The organism is Ktedonospora formicarum (assembly GCF_016587355.1).
Classification (GTDB): domain Bacteria; phylum Chloroflexota; class Ktedonobacteria; order Ktedonobacterales; family Ktedonobacteraceae; genus Ktedonobacter; species Ktedonobacter formicarum.
In genome coordinates this window covers 529,992-547,772 of sequence record NZ_BNJF01000002.1, presented here as the reverse complement: position 1 = coordinate 547,772, position 17,781 = coordinate 529,992, and the positions used below count along the sequence as shown (strand labels likewise).

The following is a 17,781-nucleotide window of genomic DNA, read 5'->3' as shown; positions in this document are numbered from 1 at the left end:
ACTGGCTAGTATTGGCATAAATCGATGGTATGGCTGTTTCCTGATAGGAGCATCTTGCACATGAGTAGCTTGCGTCGGGGTGGCGCGCGTGAGCAGGCGACGTTCTGGCGCGATCCCAACCTCAACAACCTGGAACTGTTACACGCGACCTATGTGACACATAGCTTCGCCCCACATACGCATGAAGGCTATGCCATCGGCGTGATCGAGGATGGGGCGGAGCGCTTTAAGTATCGCGGTAGCACGCATGTAGCCCCTCAGGGGAGTATTGTGGTCATTAATCCCGGGGAGATGCATACAGGCGCGGCGGCGATTGAGGCTGGTTGGCGTTATCGGATGCTCTATCCTGATGTCTCACTTCTGCAGCGTGCGGCCTCCAAAGAGGCAGGACATGAAGCATCTATCCCCTTTTTTCCCTCGCCTGTCATCCATGACCCTCCGCTGGCGGCGATGCTCACCACACTTCATGCTACTTTGACTGCCTCGCCCTTTACGTTGGAGCGCGATTCTAAACTGACCTGGGCCTTTACTCACCTGATCCTGCGTCACGCGGACGCGCGCTTTATGCTGCCACCAACCACGAATGAGCGTGCTCATGTTCAACGTGTGCGCGCCTATCTTGAAGGACATTTCGCCGAAAATGTGTCACTAGAACAGCTAGCCACACTGGTGAACTGGAGTCCCTTCCATCTCTTGCGTGTCTTCCGCGATGCCATCGGTTTGCCGCCTCATAGTTACCTGACTCAATTGCGTGTGATGCAGGCCAAGCGCCTGCTTGCTCTAACAGTATCTCCTGCGGAAGTTGCCAGCATGGTTGGCTTTAGCGATCAGAGCCATCTCACCCGCCACTTTAAGGCGTTGGTTGGAGTCCCTCCGGGCGAGTATGCTCGGAGTTGTCGCCGATAGCAAGAACGTACAAGACATCTCGGTAAATGCTCCCTAAAATAAGGGCATGAAAACACCACGCTCTGAATTTCTCGCGGGTGCCAGGGGTACCCTACCGATCCTGATGGGCGCCGCGCCATTTGGGCTGATCTATGGCGTGTCGGCTCGTAGTGCTGGCCTGACCATTAGCCTGGGCCAGGCTATGTCCTCTATCGTCTTTGCTGGCTCGGCCCAATTTGTCACTGTGCAATTGTTGGGTGCTGGCATATCGGCAGGCGTCATTTTCGTAACCGCCTGTATTATTAATCTACGCCACGCGCTCTATAGCGCTTCGCTCGCGCCCTATATGCAGCGTTTGAGCGTGGGCTGGAAACTGCTGCTGTGTTACTTGCTTACGGATGAAGCCTATGCCGTTGCTATTACGCGCTACCAGCAGTCGGACGAGAGCCCTCATAAGCACTGGTTCTTTCTGGGCACAGGGCTGGCACTGTGGAGCGCCTGGCAGGCATGCACCGCTGTTGGTCTGATCCTTGGTGCTAATATACCTGCTAGCTGGTCCCTTGACTTCACTCTGCCGCTGACATTTATTGCCCTGGTGGTTCCAGTGCTCAAGCGCAGAGTTGATCTTGCTGTAGCTATAATAGCGGGTCTGGTGGCGGTGTTGGCGGCTCACCTGCCGCTCAACTCAGGCCTACTCGTCGCTACCTGTGCCAGCATTCTCGCAGGTTCCTTGATGGAGGTTATGTATGGCAAGCGTACCGAGTCCAATGTCGTTGGGGAGGAAATGGTGGTAGAAGGAAGGAAGGAGGCAGAGTCATGATGATCTGGCTTTTGATCGCGTGTATTGGTCTGGCGACCTTTGCTGTCCGTATCTCTTTTGTCCTGGGTCTAGGGAAGGTAGAGGTCTCCCCACTTGTGCTCAGGATATTGCGCCTGGTCCCTATCGCGGTACTTACCGCCATTATCCTGCCCCAATTGGTGCTGCCAACTGGTAGTATTGATTTCTCAACAGGTAATCCACGCTGGATCGCGGGCATTCTTGCCGCACTGATTGCCTGGTGGACGCGCAATGTCTTTCTGACAATAGCGGCAGGTATGGTTGCGCTCTGGCTGCTCCAATGGCTCCTATAAACCGTATTCATTAATTTTGAGCGCCTATATCTTAGGGAAGACTCTTGAGGTCTGGCAAGTGTTGTCAGTTTTGTGAGCTACGGGGCGTGATTTGAAGAAGTGCAGGCTGTTCCTCCTCACCCTGGTTGCGAAGGGCTTCGATGCACTCCTGAATCTCGTTGAGGGGATATCCCAGGCGTTCTAGCATGACTTCTACGATAGTCACGCAGCCCTCAAGCTCAGGATAGATGACTCTGGTGGCTCCAAGCTCTTTTAAGTGGTGGATGCTTGCGCTTGTCGTAGCTCGTACTACTAGCCTGACATCGCTGGTCAGACGCCGCACCGTCGCGGTAATGACGCTGGATTTGGTTTCATCTGGGACAGTAACGATAACTGTGCGGGCTCGTGAGACTCTGGCATGTGTGAGCACAGCCACGCTAGTCGCGTCACCGTAAAGTGCTTGCACTCCTTCTTCCTTAAGCTGTGTGACGAGCGCAAGATTGAAATCGACGACAACGTAAGGGATTGAGAGCGATTGAAAGACTGAGACGAGTTGTCTACCTATACGCCCGCAGCCTATCAGTACAATGTGATCCCCCAACGCTTGGGGCTGGCTATCCGATGTAGGGGCTGTCTCGCGTTCAAGTAACGACCAGAGAAATGGGATGCGTTGGAGATGTTTTTCCATCCATGGTAGGAGACGAAATAGAAAGGGATTCAGTGTAATGGAAATGAGTGCCCCTGCTAGAAGTAGCGCGTACTGGTCACGTGTGAGAAGTTTCAGATAGACGCCGGTCTGCCCAAGGATAAAGGAGAACTCGCCTATCTGGCACAATCCTATCGCGATTACCAGTGTTGTGCGTGCAGAACGCGAGAAGAGCGCTCCCAACACCAGTGTCAGTACAAACTTGCCGACGATAATGAGTAGTGCTAGAGAGAGTTCAGCCGCCCATTGTTGGAACAGATATATAGGATTGACCAGCATCCCAATCGAAATAAAGAACAGTACCGCGAAGGTCTCGCGAAAGGGCAGTATCTCAGCTTCTACCTGATGGCTCAATGTAGATTCATTGATGACCACGCCTGCCAGGAACGCACCCAGCGCCAGCGATACCCCGAAGAGCGAAGCAGCACCCAGCGCGATTCCAATGGTTATCCCGACAATCGCGACCGTGAAGAGTTCACGCGATTGTAGAAGAGCCAATCGCTTCAAGAGCCAGGGGAGAAATTTCGTCCCTACAAGAAGCATCAGGGCCGCGAAGATTGCGGTCTTTGCCAGCGCAATCAACCCTGTTTGCCAGATATTCGCGCCATTGTGACCAGCGAAAGCAGGCAATAATACCAGAATCAGCACTGTCGCAATGTCTTCCAGTACCAGCCAGCCAAGCGCGACTTTTCCCGATGGGGCGTGTAGTAAGCGTTGATCTATCAGGTTGCGTATCAGGACTACCGTGCTGGCAATGGAGATCGCCAGGCCCATAATCAGACCAGCCGTTAGCGACCAGCCCCAGAAGGTCGTCAGGAGTAGACCCGCAAGCGTTGTCAGCGCCATCTGGAGCAGTGCTCCAGGAATCGCGATAGAACGCACTGCCCAGAGATCGTTCAACGAGAAGTGCAGCCCAACACCAAAGAGCAGGAAGATAACACCGAGTTCAGCGAACTGTTGAATCGTATGTAGGTCACCAATGTAGCCAGGTGTAAAAGGGCCGATGACGACCCCTGCAAGTAGGTATCCCACAATGGTTGGTAGGCGTAAGCGACGCGCGAGTAGCCCACCTATCAGTGCAGCACCGATAGCCACCGCGAAATCAACTAAGATGGGCAATTCATGCATAGCACGCTCCTGTATGGTTGGCTCTCTCTCTTTAGTTTAAGTATAGGTGGGCACTGAAGCTTGATATGATTCTTGCCGCTTGCGATTCAGAAGCAAAACCAAGGGAGGCAGGTTGAATAGTCGCCAACTATTCAACCTGCCTCCCTTGGTTTTGCTTATTTACTGAGCATTTGGATTGGCGCTATGCTTGTTGCTTCGTAGAGCTAGCGCGGCGAAAAGGGCCATGCCAAACCCTAGAATGCTACCGATGGCGAAAGTGATCTGTGGTGTAATCACCAGGGATGCGGCGGCCTGGGCCAGAGGAGCGGTCAGAATGGCAAGCGAGATGGCTGAGCCACGCACACCCATGACCTGCGAGCGATTGTCCTCTGTGGTCTCCCGCAGATAGAGTGCGCCCAGCGCGGGTAGCATGAGCGCGCTGCCCGCGCCCGTGACGAATGCCGCCGCGATCAGCAATGGATACTGGTTTATAAAGAGCATTGCCACGTTCAAAAGGGGTAGGAGCAGGCTTCCAACGACGATGAGTACGCGCTTGGGTAGTAAGTCGCTCAGGCGTCCCAAGATCAAGGGGCAGACCGCGAGTGAGAGCCCATACACGCTGACAATCAGTCCATATTGTGCTGCGCTATAGTGGAGCACCTTCTCAAAGAAGAAGGGGTATTGTGGCAGTGTAAAAGGATAGATAAAAGTCGACCCCAGGTCCATAAGAATGAGAGGGGCGAAGAGCAGAGCCAGTTGGAGAGCATTCGTGGTGTTTCCACGTGTGGCACCCTCTTTGCGCTCTTTCTTTCCCAGACGTGCTCGTTTCCGTGCCTCCTCTGATAAAGTCTCCGGTAGCAAGAGAAGTGCTAACAGCGCGGCGATGAAAGCCAGACCTGCCGAGAGCAGGAATGGGCTCTGAAAGCCCCATGATTGATAGATAAAGCCGCCAATACCTGGCCCCAACGCGATACCCGCTGCCTGAGCCGTAGTCATAATGCCAATCCAGCGTCCCTGGCGTTCAATTGGAAGGCTATCGCCGACGATTGCCATAGATGCTGGCATCAGTCCGGCTGCGAGCGCGCCCTCTACGAAGCGTACGACAATAAACATAAATGGGATATTGACCAGAGCTAATATGACGTTCGTGAGGATGAAACCACCTAGCGCGAGCAGGATGATTGGCTTACGTCCGAAGCGTCCTGCCAGCGTGCCCATAGGTGTACTAAAGAGGAACATACCCAGCCCAAAGCCACCCTCCATTAGTGCCAGAGTCTCAGCCCCCAGCCCCAGCGATTCCAGGCGTTGGGGAAAGACCGGGATAATGATGCCAAAACCCGTCATGATAATACTGATGCAGGCTGATAGGAAAATCAGCGCCGAAGCCACGTTTTTTGGTGCTCGCGTAGACTGCCCATGCCCTTCCTGGGGTATCTCTGGTGGCTGGGATAATATTGCTTCAGTTGATATGTCGTGCATATAATCTTTCCCGCCACATGAGTGTGGCTATGGCTATGGGCATAAAGTACGCTGTGGGCGTCATGCTTTATGCTGGTTGTAATGTAGTATTCTCTTCCACCCCGCTTATTAGCCCCGATTCTTCATCATTGAGGAGATAAGGGTACGTACAAAAGACCAACATCATGAATGTATTGAGCGCTGTCGCGCTTGGTTTTTTGCTTCATGAGGAATAGGAAAAGATGTGTTTGTGAGAGCGCATTATCGCGCGGTTATTCTGTTGGTCCGCACGAGGCGCCGTCAACGTTTTACGATTTCACTTCAAAGAGCCAGAGTGGCGATTCCCATATGTAGAGGCACAGCATTTCAGTCTGCACCGTGTTCCTGAGTCAAAAATCAGGACTGCCCAATCCCTCTCCATGTAACCGCTACTAATGCGATGTAGCTACCTTAGTATAAAACAAGACAGATGAGTTATGCAATTGGAATAATGGAGCTATTATAACACGGGTAATTGGCTCTTGTTGCTGGACCAATAACGGGTTATAGTAGAGCATACGGGCGCGGATATGTAAAGCGTCCTGTTCTCAGACTTGTATATAAAGGAGCAGATAACCGCTTATGAATATATTGCCACAGAAGGAGCGCGCCGAGCTATTGCGCCGCTTTCACTATGATTCGTCTATGCTTGTTCTGCCTAATGTCTGGGATGCTGCCAGTGCACGTATTGTTGAGCAGGCTGGGGGACGCGCAGTCGCGACATCCAGTTCGGGGGTTGCAGCCGCGTTAGGGTATAACGATGGTCAGAAAATTAGCCGAGAGATGCTTATTGAGACTATTGAGCGTATTACGCGCGTAGTTGCGTGTCCCGTGACCGCGGATATTGAGGCGGGTTATGGTCGCTCATTGGAGGAGGTACTTGATACAGTACGGGCGGTGATAGCGGCGGGGGCGGTAGGTATCAACATCGAAGATTCATCACAGTGGGAGCAGGGAACACTTGTCGATGTTGCCTATCAGACGAAACTACTGCAATCTCTGCGTACCCTGGGGAATGAGCTAGATATGCCACTTGTCATCAATGCTCGTATTGATGTGTTCTTAAAACGAATTGGTGAGCCTGAAGAGCGCTTGGAGCATGCTGTGCGCCGGGCGAATGCCTATTTGCAAGCAGGTGCGGACTGCGTCTACCCTATAGGCTGGCTCGATCTCGATACCATTAGCAAGTTGGTAAAGGCTATCGAGGGACCAGTAAATATCCTGGCTGGCTTCCCAGATTTGGCTCTGGCAGACCTTGAGCGCACAAGCGTGGCGCGTGTCAGTTTTGGAGGTTTTCTAACAAGCTCGACATTGGGACATATGCGCGCGGTCGCGCGTGAGATCTTTGAGTTGGGCACTTTAACGAAGATGCATGCCGATTCCCTCTCAAATGCCGAGTTCAACGCGTTGTACAGTCGCGACTAGAGTGACCGTAGCGCTCGCGTTAACATGTGCACGCCAGTACGCAGGTCTTCGGGAGTTGCCGTCGCGAAGCCCAACATCAAGCCCTCTCGTCCTTGTGGCTGTATGTTGTACTGTGAGGTGAGTCGGATAGTGAGGCCGTGTGCTTCCAGGCAAGCTCCCACCTGCGCGCTTAATCTCTCTGGAAGCCACGCGACGAGATGGATACCCGCCTCCGGGGTGACGATATCTAATAGGTCACTCAGTTCCCGCGTGAGGGCGTCGATGAGGGCGTTGCGCCGCTCAAGATAGAGTTGGCGCATCCTACGTAAATGGCGTGCGAAGTTGCCTTCGGTAATGAAATCAGTAAGGGCCATCTGTTCGAGCATGGGTGGGTGTACATCCACGAAATAGCGAGCTACTAACAAGTTTTCGAGCAGCTCAGGTGGAGCGATAAGATATCCCAAACGTAGCGCGGGTAAGAGAACCTTACTGAACGTGCCAATATAGATTACGCGACTGCTATCGAGGTTCTGTAAGGCTTCCAGAGGTCGACCACTGAAGCGGTATTCGCTATCATAGTCATCTTCCGCGATCCAGGCCTCTGCCTCTCGTGCCCATCTCAGCAGCTCCAGTCGTCGATTCAGGCTCATCGGCACGCCGGTAGGGAATTGATGCGAGGGGGTCACCAGCGCCATTCGCGCGTCGGGGCGGAGTTGACGACCGGCGTCCACTACTAAGCCTTCTCGGTCAACCGGCACAGGGACAATTTGGGTCGAGGCTGCCAGCAGCGCGCCTCGCGATCCATTATAGCCGGGGTCCTCAACCCAGACCGGATCACCGGGCTTGAGCAAGACGCGTGCCAGTAGATCAAAAGCCCCCTGGGCTCCTGATGTCATGATAATTTGTTCAGGTGAGCACTGTACTCCACGTGTGATGCCGATATGGCTGGCGATAGCTTCGCGCAAAGGGGCATAGCCCTGAGCGTCATGGTAGAGTGCGATTTTCGGTAACGAATATCGGGCATGCTTCGCGATCAACTTGCCCCACGTTTTGTAGGGGAAGAGTGTCACATCGGGCTGACCAACACTGAAGATGCTCACATTCTCCGGGTTTGAGCGTGGACTGCTCAAATGTGCTAGCTCGCTATATAGCTGCCCTCGCCCTGTAAAGGGTGCCGAGGGGGCCTTGCCCTCTTTCCGCCTATGTTTATTCTGCGGGTGAACTGGTTCTTGCGGTCGCTGTGGTTGCAGGCAGGCAACACGCGTACCATCACCTACCCTGCTCTCAATATATCCTTCTAATAGCAGGAGTTCATATGCTAGGGCTGTTGTGTTGCGTGAAACCCCTAACTCACTGGCGAGCATGCGTGTTGAGGGTAAGCGTGTGCCAGCCTCCAATTGCCCCGTCAATATTCTGTTTTTCAGGCGCTCATAGAGCTGCCTATACAGTGGCGCGGACTCGTTCTGATTGAGAACGATCTTTGATTCGCCAATAGGTGTTGCATGTTTCGACATAGATAACTTTATTTTGCGTAATACATTTTGATACAACTGCCTTCAGCTTCGTTACCTTTACTGAACGCGTCAAGCCTCCCCCATAATACCATATGAGTATCCCGGCCTCTTACTGTGGCAAACAAAAAGTTTGAGCCCAGCATATGTAGGCACTCAGCTTTGGTGAGTGCCGGGGCTCACCGTATTAGCTGGGCGGAGGCAGTGTGACCAGGGTTGCGGCGAGCGAGAGGATGCCGAGAAGAGCAAGCAGTTCCAGCCACCACCAGCGCTTGTGCGCATGCTGATTCTTGCGGCTGATGGCGACGAAGAGCAAGGGAATGAACAGAGATGCCGCCTTTGCTGTGAGCACCAGTCCATAGACACTGCTGAAGATGTTCGTGGGCCGTACCTCATAGAGCCAGGCCATAACAATGCCAGTCAGGACCAGTTCGATCACTGCGATTGCTGCCAGCCCTCCAAAGCTGAGAATGACTGCCCGGCGTTGGATCTGGATTTCTTTCTCGCGCCAGAGCGTCAGCAGACTTAGAAGGCCACCCAACCAGACTCCCATGGCTGTCACATGTAGCATGTTCGCGAGCAAAGCTAGCCAGGCCAGCAGGGAGTTTATGGCATGACTGGCAGTCCCATCGAGCAGTCCCAGCGCTCCACCAAGGATGAGCATGGCGATTCCGCTTTTGAAATAATCCTGACGGGCGATGCCTAATAGTATCCAGAGCAAGAGAGCTGCCGCCAAACGGAGCGCCCAGACTCGCCCAAAGCTAGAGAGTAGTAGCCCTTCGGCGATGCTACTGTCGAATGCCCCGCCTGGATGCAAGCTGACAACCTGAGCTATTAGCGAAACCCCCTCGGCCATGATCAGCAGAAGTAGCCCATAGTTGCTGAGTTTTAGAATTCTGTCGCGAATTGTTTCACTTACCAGTGTGAGTGGGCGCAGGACGAGCAGAAGGAAAGCCAGAGAGCCAAAGCCCAACGCGAAGCCCAGATAGTGAAGCAGGTGAGCCAGTAATTGGAGCCAGAAGCCAGTCTGTGAGGTGTTACCGCTGGTTGTGCTTGCCCAGACTCCCGCCACGTAGCTAACATGGAAGACGAAGCTTCCACTCGCCGGATGAGTGTCGTCTGATACAACCTGCCATGTGATGAGGTAGGTCCCCTTCTGTTGTGCGAGAAGGGGAATACTCACTTCGAGTCCGTGAACGCTCGCGGCCCCGATTGCTAGCTCTGCTCCAGAAGGAGCATAGACTCTGATAGGCTTTCCTACAAGCTCCACAGGCTCCGTGAACCAGAGTCGTACAACCTTGGGTGGCTGTGAGAGTGTACTACCAGCCTGTGGGTCCGAACGAAGCAGCAAGGCGTGGAGTGTGCTTGCCTGAACAGGAAGTGGGAAGGCCAGTATGCTTGATAGCAATAAGACAAGCACAATGGAGCACTTATAAAGCGCCTCTCGTCCTTTTAGCATGACTGTCCTTCCCGTCATTATACGCGCATTATCAGATCAGGATTGAGCGGCGATCTGTGTTTGTGGCTGCTCCTGTGTGGGGCGTGCCACGCGACCAATGCGGATAACCATTCCCGCTGCCAACAGACAGAGCAGGCCGCAGGAGATAAAGATGGTCTGATAACTGCCTAGGAGCGTACGTGAAAGACCAGCCAGACCAGCAGCCGTGGCGGCTCCTAGCTGGTGCGCGGCTGAGATCCAGCCGAAGAGGATGCCAACGTTCTCCTTGCCAAAGATATCTGAAGCCAGACGCACAGTAGGCGGCACAGTTGCCACCCAATCCAGCCCATAGAAGACGATGAAGACGAGCAAGGCAAGATTCGCACTATTAAGCGCGTAGGGCAGGAAGATCAGCGAGAGCCCACGCAGGCCATAGTACCAGCACAGCAGCCAGCGACTATCCACGCGGTCAGAGAGCCACCCCGAGGCCGTTGTGCCGATCAGGTCGAAAATGCCAATGAGCGCGAGCATGCTTGCCGCCAGCACCTCTGACATGCCATGATCCATCTCCGCTGGGATCAGATGTGTCCCGATCAGACCATTAGTGGTCGCACCACAGACAAAGAAACTGCCCGCCAGTAGCCAGAAGTCACGTGAGCGCATACCCTGAAATAGAGCACTAAACGTTGCTGCAAAGGGATTGATCTTGCTTTGCGGTTCCTCCTGGGTCGCTCCTTTTTCCTCTGGAGCTCCATAGGGGCGAAGACCAATATCTCGCGGTCGGTCGCGGAAGAAGAGAAAGACCAGGGGGAGCAGGATAAGAGCCGCGATAGCCGTTCCCCAGGCTGCGGCGCGCCAGCCCGACGAGACCGCCAGCGACGCTAGCAGGGGTAAGAAGACCAGTTGACCTGTCGCGTTGCTAGCCGAGAGGATGCCCATAACCAGGCCCCGATTCTTTACAAACCAGCGTTCTGCGACAATCGCGCCAAGGATAGTTGCCAGCGCCCCCGTTGCCATGCCCAGCAAGAGACCCCACAGCAGATCAAGCTGCCAGACATCGTGAATGAATGTCGTCAGTGTGCAGGCTACCGCGACCAGCAGTAGCGCTCCCATAATTACGCGCCCAATTCCCAGGCGTTGCATCAAGGCTGCCGTGAATGGACCACTGAGTCCATAAATGACGAGGTTGATCGAGATTGAGAGCGAAATAGCGGCATTGCTCCAGCCAAACTCGCGCTGAAGCGGCACGATCAACACACTGGGCGTCGAGCGCATACCGGCGGCAAGTAGCATGGTCAGAAAGATAAGAGCCGCGATGACCCATCCATAGTGAAAGCGCAAGCGCATCATTTTTGCCAGCATAGAAGCATATCCTTTGGGTTAGTAATGTCTTTACTCTTCGAGCGTAGAGAGTACCATGGTGGTTAGTGTTTCCTGCACGCTTGGAATGGCACGAATAGCATCGATCAAGTCCTGAAGCGCGAGGGGCGTGGCTACATGTGCCTTGAGCAGTGTACACCATCCTCCTGTTGTCCGGTAACACTCCGTAATGATCGTGTCAGGACAACGAAGAGCCATGATTCTAGCCGTGGTTTCGTTGGCGGGTACCTCGACTGTGTGATAGCGCACTGAGATGAACGCGGATAGGGGCAGACCTAGCGCTCCCCAGTCGACTCGTGCCTGATAGCCACGCAAGACCCCTTGTTCCTCCAGACGCTTAATCCGCTCATGCACTGCCGGACGCGAGAGGTTGACCTGCTGCGCGATATGCTCTTGACTGAGTCGCCCGTTCCCTTGTAGTAGAGTAACTATCTTGTGATCTACCGCATCCATTATCACTGCTCCTCATCTCTACCTGTATATGTCGCTTCGTTTTTCATAGTACGTTACGGGATTACAGGTAGTCAATGGATAAGGAAAAATACAAACGCTTCGTCGGATCTCTAGGCCAGGATTGCTATAAATCATAGATCAGACAGACGTTTAGTCAGCAGGAGCATTCAGAGGATGTACGGCTCGTCCCATTGGGGAAGGAATTTGCGCTCCTTTTTGTTAAGCATAGTGAGTGATACAATTGGGCCACGCGTGGCAGTATCGCTTCGCAATATAAACAGAGAAGGATTTTATAGACCTTGAGGCCAATGAAGAGGAATGACATGTCAACGTTTATGAAGGCGCCATGCGATGAAGGTGTCATGCGTGCAGCGCCACAAACTGGAACGTGTACTCGCAACGTGGGAATATGGGTGCTTGTCGCAACCATCCTGGGGTCAAGTATGGCCTTTATCGATGGTTCAGTTATTAATGTTGCCCTGCCAGTCATTCAGAAGGAATTGAATGCAACTGCGACCGATGTCCAGTGGATTGTTGAGGCGTATTCGCTCTTTCTCTCCGCCTTGATCCTGGTTGGCGGCTCGCTAGGTGACCGTTTTGGGCGCAGGCGTGTCTTTGCCATTGGCGTCACGATCTTTATTCTCGCATCTCTCTGGTGTGGTTTCGCACCGAACGTTCTACAACTCATTCTCGCGCGTGCCATTCAGGGGATTGGAGCCGCGCTTCTGGTGCCGGGAAGCCTGGCGATTATCAGCGCATCATTTAGCGATGAGCAGCGTGGACGCGCCATCGGAACATGGTCCGGCTTTACGGCTATTACCTCGGTCGTCGGGCCCGTGCTTGGTGGAGTGTTCGTCCAGTATACCTCCTGGCGCTGGGTCTTCTTCGTCAATATACCTCTGGCTGTGATTGTGCTTATTGTCCTCTTCTGGCGTGTGCCGGAGAGCCGCGATGAGTCGGCCTCAAAGAAGCTCGATTGGTGGGGAACGCTGCTGGTGGTTGTTGGCCTGGGTGCGCTTGTCTATGGGTTGATTGAGGCTGGTGGTACCAGCCTGGGGAATCCGGTGGTGCTAGCTTCGCTGACGATAGGTGTGCTGGCTCTCTGTGGATTTTTGCTTGTGGAAGCGCGCAGTACCTCACCAATGGTCCCGTTGAACCTCTTCCGCTCGCCTACATTGAGCGGAACGAATATACTGACTTTCCTATTGTATGGTGCGCTGGGAGCATTCTCCTTCTTTCTGCCCTTCAATCTCATTCAAGTTCAGGGCTATCCGCCCGTCTTCGCAAGCCTGGCGATGGTTCCCTTCATTTTGCTGCTCTTCCTCTTCTCGCGCTGGGCTGGTGGATTGGTGAACCGCTATGGTGCGAAGCTTCCTTTAATAGTGGGACCAACTATCGTGGCGCTGGGCTTTGTACTCTTTTCGATCCAGGGGATCACCGCCGGAGTGGGTAGCTTTTGGTATACCTTCTTACCAGCTGTCATTCTGCTAGGCGTGGGTATGACAATTACTGTCGCCCCTTTGACCACGGCAGTCATGGGATCGGTCGAGGCGAGGCATTCCGGTATCGCCTCTGGCATCAACAATGCTGTCTCTCGTACGGCTGGCTTGCTCGCTATCGCGGTCCTGGGTATTGTAGCACTCTCCATTTTCAATAGCAGCCTCGACAGTCACCTTGCTTCCCTGCATCTCACTCCCACAGTCCAGCAAGCCATCGATTCTCAGCGAGTTAAGCTAGCGGGCATTACCATACCAGACAATGTGAGCGCTGGAACGCAGGCTGCGCTCAAGCAAGCTATAGATGAATCCTTTGTGAGTAGCTTCCGCTTGATCATGTTAGTCTGCGCGGGATTAGCCCTTGTCAGCGCCTTTAGTGCATGGTTGCTGGTCGAAGGGAAACGCCCAACTGAGCCAGGCTCAGTGGCAAATGAGGAAGTAGGTGCGGAGACTGAGAAGGCATTGTAAGCTCTGCCTGATTGACAGCGGTTTTCTTTGTAGTTGAGACCCTTAATGATGAGTAAGGTAATACATGAGAAATGATCAATCATTTCTCATGTATTACCTTACTCAAGAAGCTCACTTCGTAGGCCGAATACTATTAAATATCCCTGACTATTCTCTACCTAACTTGACTATTCATGCTGGAACAGTTACAATGCAAGGCGTTATGACGGTTTGCAAGGCATGGAACAGATCGCTAGCATTTCCTGTTCCCCAGTAAAGACGCTAAAGAGCTCTGAGCAATCCTCTATAGAATTAACTCTTCCTGCACACACGTTCGTATCTGATATCAGCAAGCAGCATTGCTCCCGTAATCCCAACGGCCTGCTCCTGGTATACCCTGCTGGCATTGTGCCTCCAGGTGAATTACCGTGCTCATTTCAGGGGCACATTGGCCGAAAGGACTTTTCATGCCTTCTTTTAATGATATCCCCCTTCAATCCTCCACGCGTGCAGTGCTGGCAAGTATGGAAATTAGCGAACCTACCCCTATTCAAGCTGAGTCTATTCCCGCCCTGTTGGCAGGTAAGGACCTCGTAGGACAGTCCGCGACCGGGTCGGGTAAGACCCTTGCCTATAGCCTTCCTATAATAGAGCGTCTGGCGAAGAACAGACGCGTCGTACAGGCCCTCGTACTTGTGCCAACACGCGAACTGGCGGTGCAGGTTAACAATGTTTTGAGCCGTTTCGCGAGCAGTCGTCGCCTTACAACAGCTCTGCTAGTGGGTGGACGCCCCTATGGCAGTCAGATCTCCGCGCTCCGCTTCGGCGCGCAGATCGTCGTTGGCACCCCTGGTCGTGTACAAGACCATCTTGAGCAGGGAACTCTGATGCTGGACGAGTTGCGCATGTGTGTGCTCGACGAGGCCGACCAGATGCTCGATAGCGGCTTCGGGCCAGTGATTGAGGGTATCCTGGCCGATACTCCCGACACACGTCAGATGGCTCTCTTCTCTGCGACCATGCCTGAATGGGTCGCCAAGATCGAGAAAAAGTTCCTCAAGGAGCCCGTCAGAGTCACCATTAAGCCTGCCAAAGGTGCGGAGAGCACGATTGAGCAGATTGCCTACCAAGTCTCACAAGATCAGAAGATGGCTGCTCTGTGCACCCTGCTTCAGTCCACCGAAGGCGAAAGTAGCCTGATTTTTGGGCGCACAAAGTACGGTGTCGAGAAGCTAGGCAAGCAATTGAGTAAGCTTGGATATATGGTAGGAACCCTGCATGGCAACAAGAGCCAGCGTGCTCGCGAAGATGTCCTGATGGCGTTCCGCCGTGGACATGTTCAAACTCTGCTGGCGACCGATGTGGCCGCGCGTGGACTGGATATCAAGGGTATTCACCAGGTTATCAACTACGAACTGCCAGAGTCGAGCGAACTATTCACACACCGCATTGGGCGTACTGGTCGCATGGGTCGCCAGGGTAAGGCTATTACCCTGCTGAGTTCCTCGGATATGCCCAAGTGGCGACGCATGGCGCGCAATCTGGGTCAGGTTGTCGCCCTCCAGCGCCTCGCCATTAGCGACGATGCCACTACGCCGAGAGTGATTGAGAAGCCTGTCGTTCCTACTGAGCCTGAGCGCGAACAGCACAGCGAGCCGAGACGCCCCGCACGTGGTGGACGCAGGCCTTTCGCTCGGGAGCGTGAGGGTTTTGCTTCCTCTCGCCAAGAACGAGACGATTTCGTTCCACCTGTTCGCGAAGATCGCCCAACTCCAACCGCAAACAGGCAACAGCGCCGCGAGCGTATGCAGCAAGAGATCGCCACATGGCAAGCTGAGACCTTCTCCCCTTCCACTGGCAAGCGCCGAGGCGGGAGAAGAGATGCGGAATCGCGGGTGGAAACTGTGAGCCTGGATGAGGCTCCTTACATAGGCAAGGGACGTAGAGCGGCGGCACGGCAGGCTGCCGCGTGGCAGGTCGAGGGCTATCCCCTGCCCGAACGTCCCTATGTAGAGAGGGGCAGGGAGAGCAAATCCGAGCGCCCCCGCTTTGAGAAACGTCGTGAAAGTAAGGCTGAGCTCCCGCGCTTCGAGAAGCGTCAGGAAAGCCAGTCCGAGCGCCCACACTTTGAGAAGCGTCGGGATAGTAGGAGAGATGCTGGGCATGAATTCATGCCTGACATGGTTCCAACTCGACGCAAAGCGCAGCCCTTTGAGGCGGCAGAGAAGCGCCAGTCAGCCACACGGAGTAAGCCCGGCACATTCGCCGCTGGTCGTGGCCCACGCAAGACCGCTCCCAAGCGTTCCGTTAGTCGCTAACATTATTCGATCCTTATAATATTCGGCCTCTCACAACCAGCGTCGTTACTTGTAGCACGCTGGTTGTGAGAGGCTTTTGCTTTTGTTCTCACATCGAATTCAAAGAGGAATAACCCTGCCCTCTTTAGGTGAGACAATGGACAGAAATAGTGAGTTAGCCTGTGTAAATATCCAGTCTGCTTTATTAGATGAACGGGAGAAATAGATGACTCAACAACACGTGATCGGGCAAACGAAAAGCGTGGGCTTTCAAATTGGCGTGCGGAGAACATTTGCCATTTCGGTCGAGCAGGCATGGAACTTCCTTATCTCGGAGGAGGGACAAAGGATCTGGTTAGGTGAAGTTTTCTCATTGACAGAAGGGCTATAGTTAGTTTTCTATTCTCTAGACAGGAAGTGACAAATAGGGACATGTATCTCCCACTCTTGCCAAAGCCGTGGTTTTCTGGTATCTTTGTTCTACTCTGAGCACCGAGGAGGAAGAGCAACCGATGGTCCGTGGGTATCGGGGAGAACTTGATCTCAATAATCGACAAAAGACACTCTGCCGCAAACATGCCGGGGCCGCTCGCTGGGCGTACAACTTTGGTCTTCGCCGCAAACAAGAGGCCTACAAGGTAGGAGCGAAATCACCCAGCGCCATCGATCTGCATCGCGAGATCAATGCCCTCAAACCCTCTCTCCCATGGACGTACGAGGTCAGCAAGTGCGCCTTTCAGGAAGGACTCCGCGATCTGGACCAGGCCTTCAAACACTTCTTCCGCAAATGTCGGCTCAAGAAAGAGGGGATGTGGAAAGGGAAATGTGGCTACCCACGCTTCAAAAGCCGGAAGAAAGCCATCGGTGGCGCCCGCTTCACCGGGAGCATTCGGGTGTTTCCTGATGCCATCCAGTTGCCCCGTTTGGGAATGCTCCGGCTCAAAGAGCATGGCTATTTCCCTCTGAACAGCAAGATCAGCAGTGCCACCATCCATGAGCAAGCAGGCAGATGGTTTGTTTCCATCTGTGTGCATGAGGAAAAGGAAGCACCCCAAGCAGCCACAGGTGACGTCATTGGCGTTGACCTGGGGATCAAGTGGCTGGCGACCCTCTCTGATGGACGCACCTTCGAGAACCCCAAGGCGTTGCGCAAGAAGATCACGGCACTCAAGCGAGCTTCACGACGTCATAGCCGCAAGGCCAAAGGATCACGCAATCGCCAGAAAGCCAGGCAACGCCTCTCACGAATGCATACCCGGATCGCCAACGTGCGCCAAGATGCCTTGCACCAAGCGACCGCTCAGATTGTGGCGAGAACCAAGCCCGATCAAGAGAGGCCGCGTGTGATCGTCCTCGAGGATTTGAACATTGCAGGCATGCTCAAGAACCGCAGGTTGGCTCGAGCGATCGCCGATGTGGGCATGTACGAGTTCAAGCGGCAGATCCTCTACAAAGCCGAGCAGGCAGGGGTGAAGGTGCTGCTGGCCTCGCGCTGGGAACCCTCCTCAAAAACCTGTTCGTGTTGTGGCTGGGTCAATGAGGCGCTCACCCTTTCGGATCGAGTCTTTGTCTGCCTGGAGTGTGGAAACGTGCAGGATCGAGATGACAATGCCGCCAACAATCTCGCAGCATTGGCACAATGAAAAGAGCGTACCGCAAGTTCTGCGGGAAGTGACGCCTGTGGAGCAGATGTAAGACAAGCGAAACGCTTGCTCTCTGCATTGAAGCAGGAATCGAACACTGTGTATGGCTTGTCCATATATGGGTAAGTTTCGGAGAACGGTCAACCTATACGACGCCCGATGGTACTCAAGGGGTCATTCGTGTCATTAATCCACTGGTTAATCTGCGTTTGAGTTGGAGGCCTCAAGGTTGGGCGAGGCCCTCTATCATTCAAATCCGTACTATTTCAAGTGGCGCGAATACAGTAATTAGTTTTCATCAAGAATGGCTACCCAATGTTCAAGAGCGAGCTCGTATTCGTCAGCGCTGGCAACAGGTCATCATGGAACTTGAAAAGCACTTTCCATCTTTAAAATGAATGAGAGGG

The 17,781-nt window shown here is 53.7% G+C and carries 14 protein-coding genes; 8 read left to right on the top strand and 6 right to left on the bottom strand.

The genetic code is table 11. The features are described 5' to 3' along the window. Positions 1-60: 60 nt before the first annotated feature. From K3T82_RS21355 to K3T82_RS21345, 3 genes are read left to right on the top strand one after another with little or no spacing between them, the layout of a single operon-like run. Positions 61-906 carry an AraC family transcriptional regulator gene (locus K3T82_RS21355; protein WP_220195572.1) on the top strand — a complete coding sequence of 282 codons (846 nt, stop codon included), beginning with the start codon at positions 61-63 and terminating at the stop codon, positions 904-906. Between the two features lie 46 nt (positions 907-952). Next, complete coding sequence (locus K3T82_RS21350) at positions 953-1,705, top strand: AzlC family ABC transporter permease (RefSeq protein WP_220195571.1); 753 nt, start codon at positions 953-955, stop codon at positions 1,703-1,705. Continuing rightward, on the top strand, positions 1,702-2,016 hold the full coding sequence (locus tag K3T82_RS21345; protein ID WP_220195570.1) for an AzlD domain-containing protein: 315 nt from the start codon (positions 1,702-1,704) through the stop codon (positions 2,014-2,016). Before K3T82_RS21350 ends, K3T82_RS21345 begins: the two co-directional genes overlap by 4 nt. 64 nt (positions 2,017-2,080) lie before the next feature. Here K3T82_RS21345 and K3T82_RS21340 read toward each other — a convergent pair whose 3' ends face one another. Together K3T82_RS21340 and K3T82_RS21335 are read right to left on the bottom strand one after the other, a co-directional pair. Continuing rightward, on the bottom strand, positions 2,081-3,829 hold the full coding sequence (locus K3T82_RS21340; protein WP_220195569.1) for a cation:proton antiporter: 1,749 nt from the start codon (positions 3,827-3,829) through the stop codon (positions 2,081-2,083). Between the two features lie 159 nt (positions 3,830-3,988). Then, positions 3,989-5,287 carry an MFS transporter gene (locus tag K3T82_RS21335; protein ID WP_220195568.1) on the bottom strand — a complete coding sequence of 433 codons (1,299 nt, stop codon included), beginning with the start codon at positions 5,285-5,287 and terminating at the stop codon, positions 3,989-3,991. 600 nt (positions 5,288-5,887) lie between these two features. Here K3T82_RS21335 and K3T82_RS21330 point away from each other — a divergent pair. After that, on the top strand, positions 5,888-6,730 hold the full coding sequence (locus K3T82_RS21330; RefSeq protein WP_220195567.1) for an isocitrate lyase/PEP mutase family protein: 843 nt from the start codon (positions 5,888-5,890) through the stop codon (positions 6,728-6,730). Here the strand turns inward: K3T82_RS21330 and pdxR are convergent. The 4 genes from pdxR to K3T82_RS21310 all read right to left on the bottom strand — a co-directional run bounded on the left by pdxR (position 6,727) and on the right by K3T82_RS21310 (position 11,491). Beyond that, complete coding sequence (pdxR, locus tag K3T82_RS21325) at positions 6,727-8,223, bottom strand: MocR-like pyridoxine biosynthesis transcription factor PdxR (protein WP_220195566.1); 1,497 nt, start codon at positions 8,221-8,223, stop codon at positions 6,727-6,729. The genes K3T82_RS21330 and pdxR overlap by 4 nt on opposite strands. 184 nt (positions 8,224-8,407) lie before the next feature. Then, on the bottom strand, positions 8,408-9,679 hold the full coding sequence (locus K3T82_RS21320; RefSeq protein WP_220195565.1) for a copper resistance CopC/CopD family protein: 1,272 nt from the start codon (positions 9,677-9,679) through the stop codon (positions 8,408-8,410). A gap of 36 nt (positions 9,680-9,715) precedes the next feature. Continuing rightward, positions 9,716-11,020 (bottom strand): MFS transporter, encoded by a 1,305-nt coding sequence (locus K3T82_RS21315; protein WP_220195564.1) that lies wholly within the window; start codon positions 11,018-11,020, stop codon positions 9,716-9,718. A gap of 30 nt (positions 11,021-11,050) precedes the next feature. After that, positions 11,051-11,491 (bottom strand): Lrp/AsnC family transcriptional regulator, encoded by a 441-nt coding sequence (locus K3T82_RS21310; protein WP_220195563.1) that lies wholly within the window; start codon positions 11,489-11,491, stop codon positions 11,051-11,053. Positions 11,492-11,814: 323 nt separating this feature from the next. Here K3T82_RS21310 and K3T82_RS21305 point away from each other — a divergent pair, with 323 nt between their 5' ends. The 4 genes from K3T82_RS21305 to K3T82_RS21290 all read left to right on the top strand — a co-directional run bounded on the left by K3T82_RS21305 (position 11,815) and on the right by K3T82_RS21290 (position 17,374). After that, on the top strand, positions 11,815-13,455 hold the full coding sequence (locus K3T82_RS21305) for an MFS transporter (protein ID WP_220195562.1): 1,641 nt from the start codon (positions 11,815-11,817) through the stop codon (positions 13,453-13,455). A gap of 446 nt (positions 13,456-13,901) precedes the next feature. After that, positions 13,902-15,752: a DEAD/DEAH box helicase gene (locus K3T82_RS21300; RefSeq protein WP_220195561.1), complete on the top strand. Its 1,851-nt coding sequence runs from the start codon at positions 13,902-13,904 to the stop codon at positions 15,750-15,752. A 205-nt stretch (positions 15,753-15,957) separates the two neighbouring features. Continuing rightward, positions 15,958-16,122 carry a hypothetical protein gene (locus K3T82_RS21295; protein WP_220195560.1) on the top strand — a complete coding sequence of 55 codons (165 nt, stop codon included), beginning with the start codon at positions 15,958-15,960 and terminating at the stop codon, positions 16,120-16,122. A 121-nt stretch (positions 16,123-16,243) separates the two neighbouring features. Further along, the gene (locus tag K3T82_RS21290) at positions 16,244-17,374 is read left to right on the top strand and encodes an RNA-guided endonuclease InsQ/TnpB family protein (RefSeq protein WP_236031441.1); all 1,131 of its coding nucleotides are present in this window, start codon (positions 16,244-16,246) and stop codon (positions 17,372-17,374) included. Positions 17,375-17,781 lie beyond the last annotated feature (407 nt).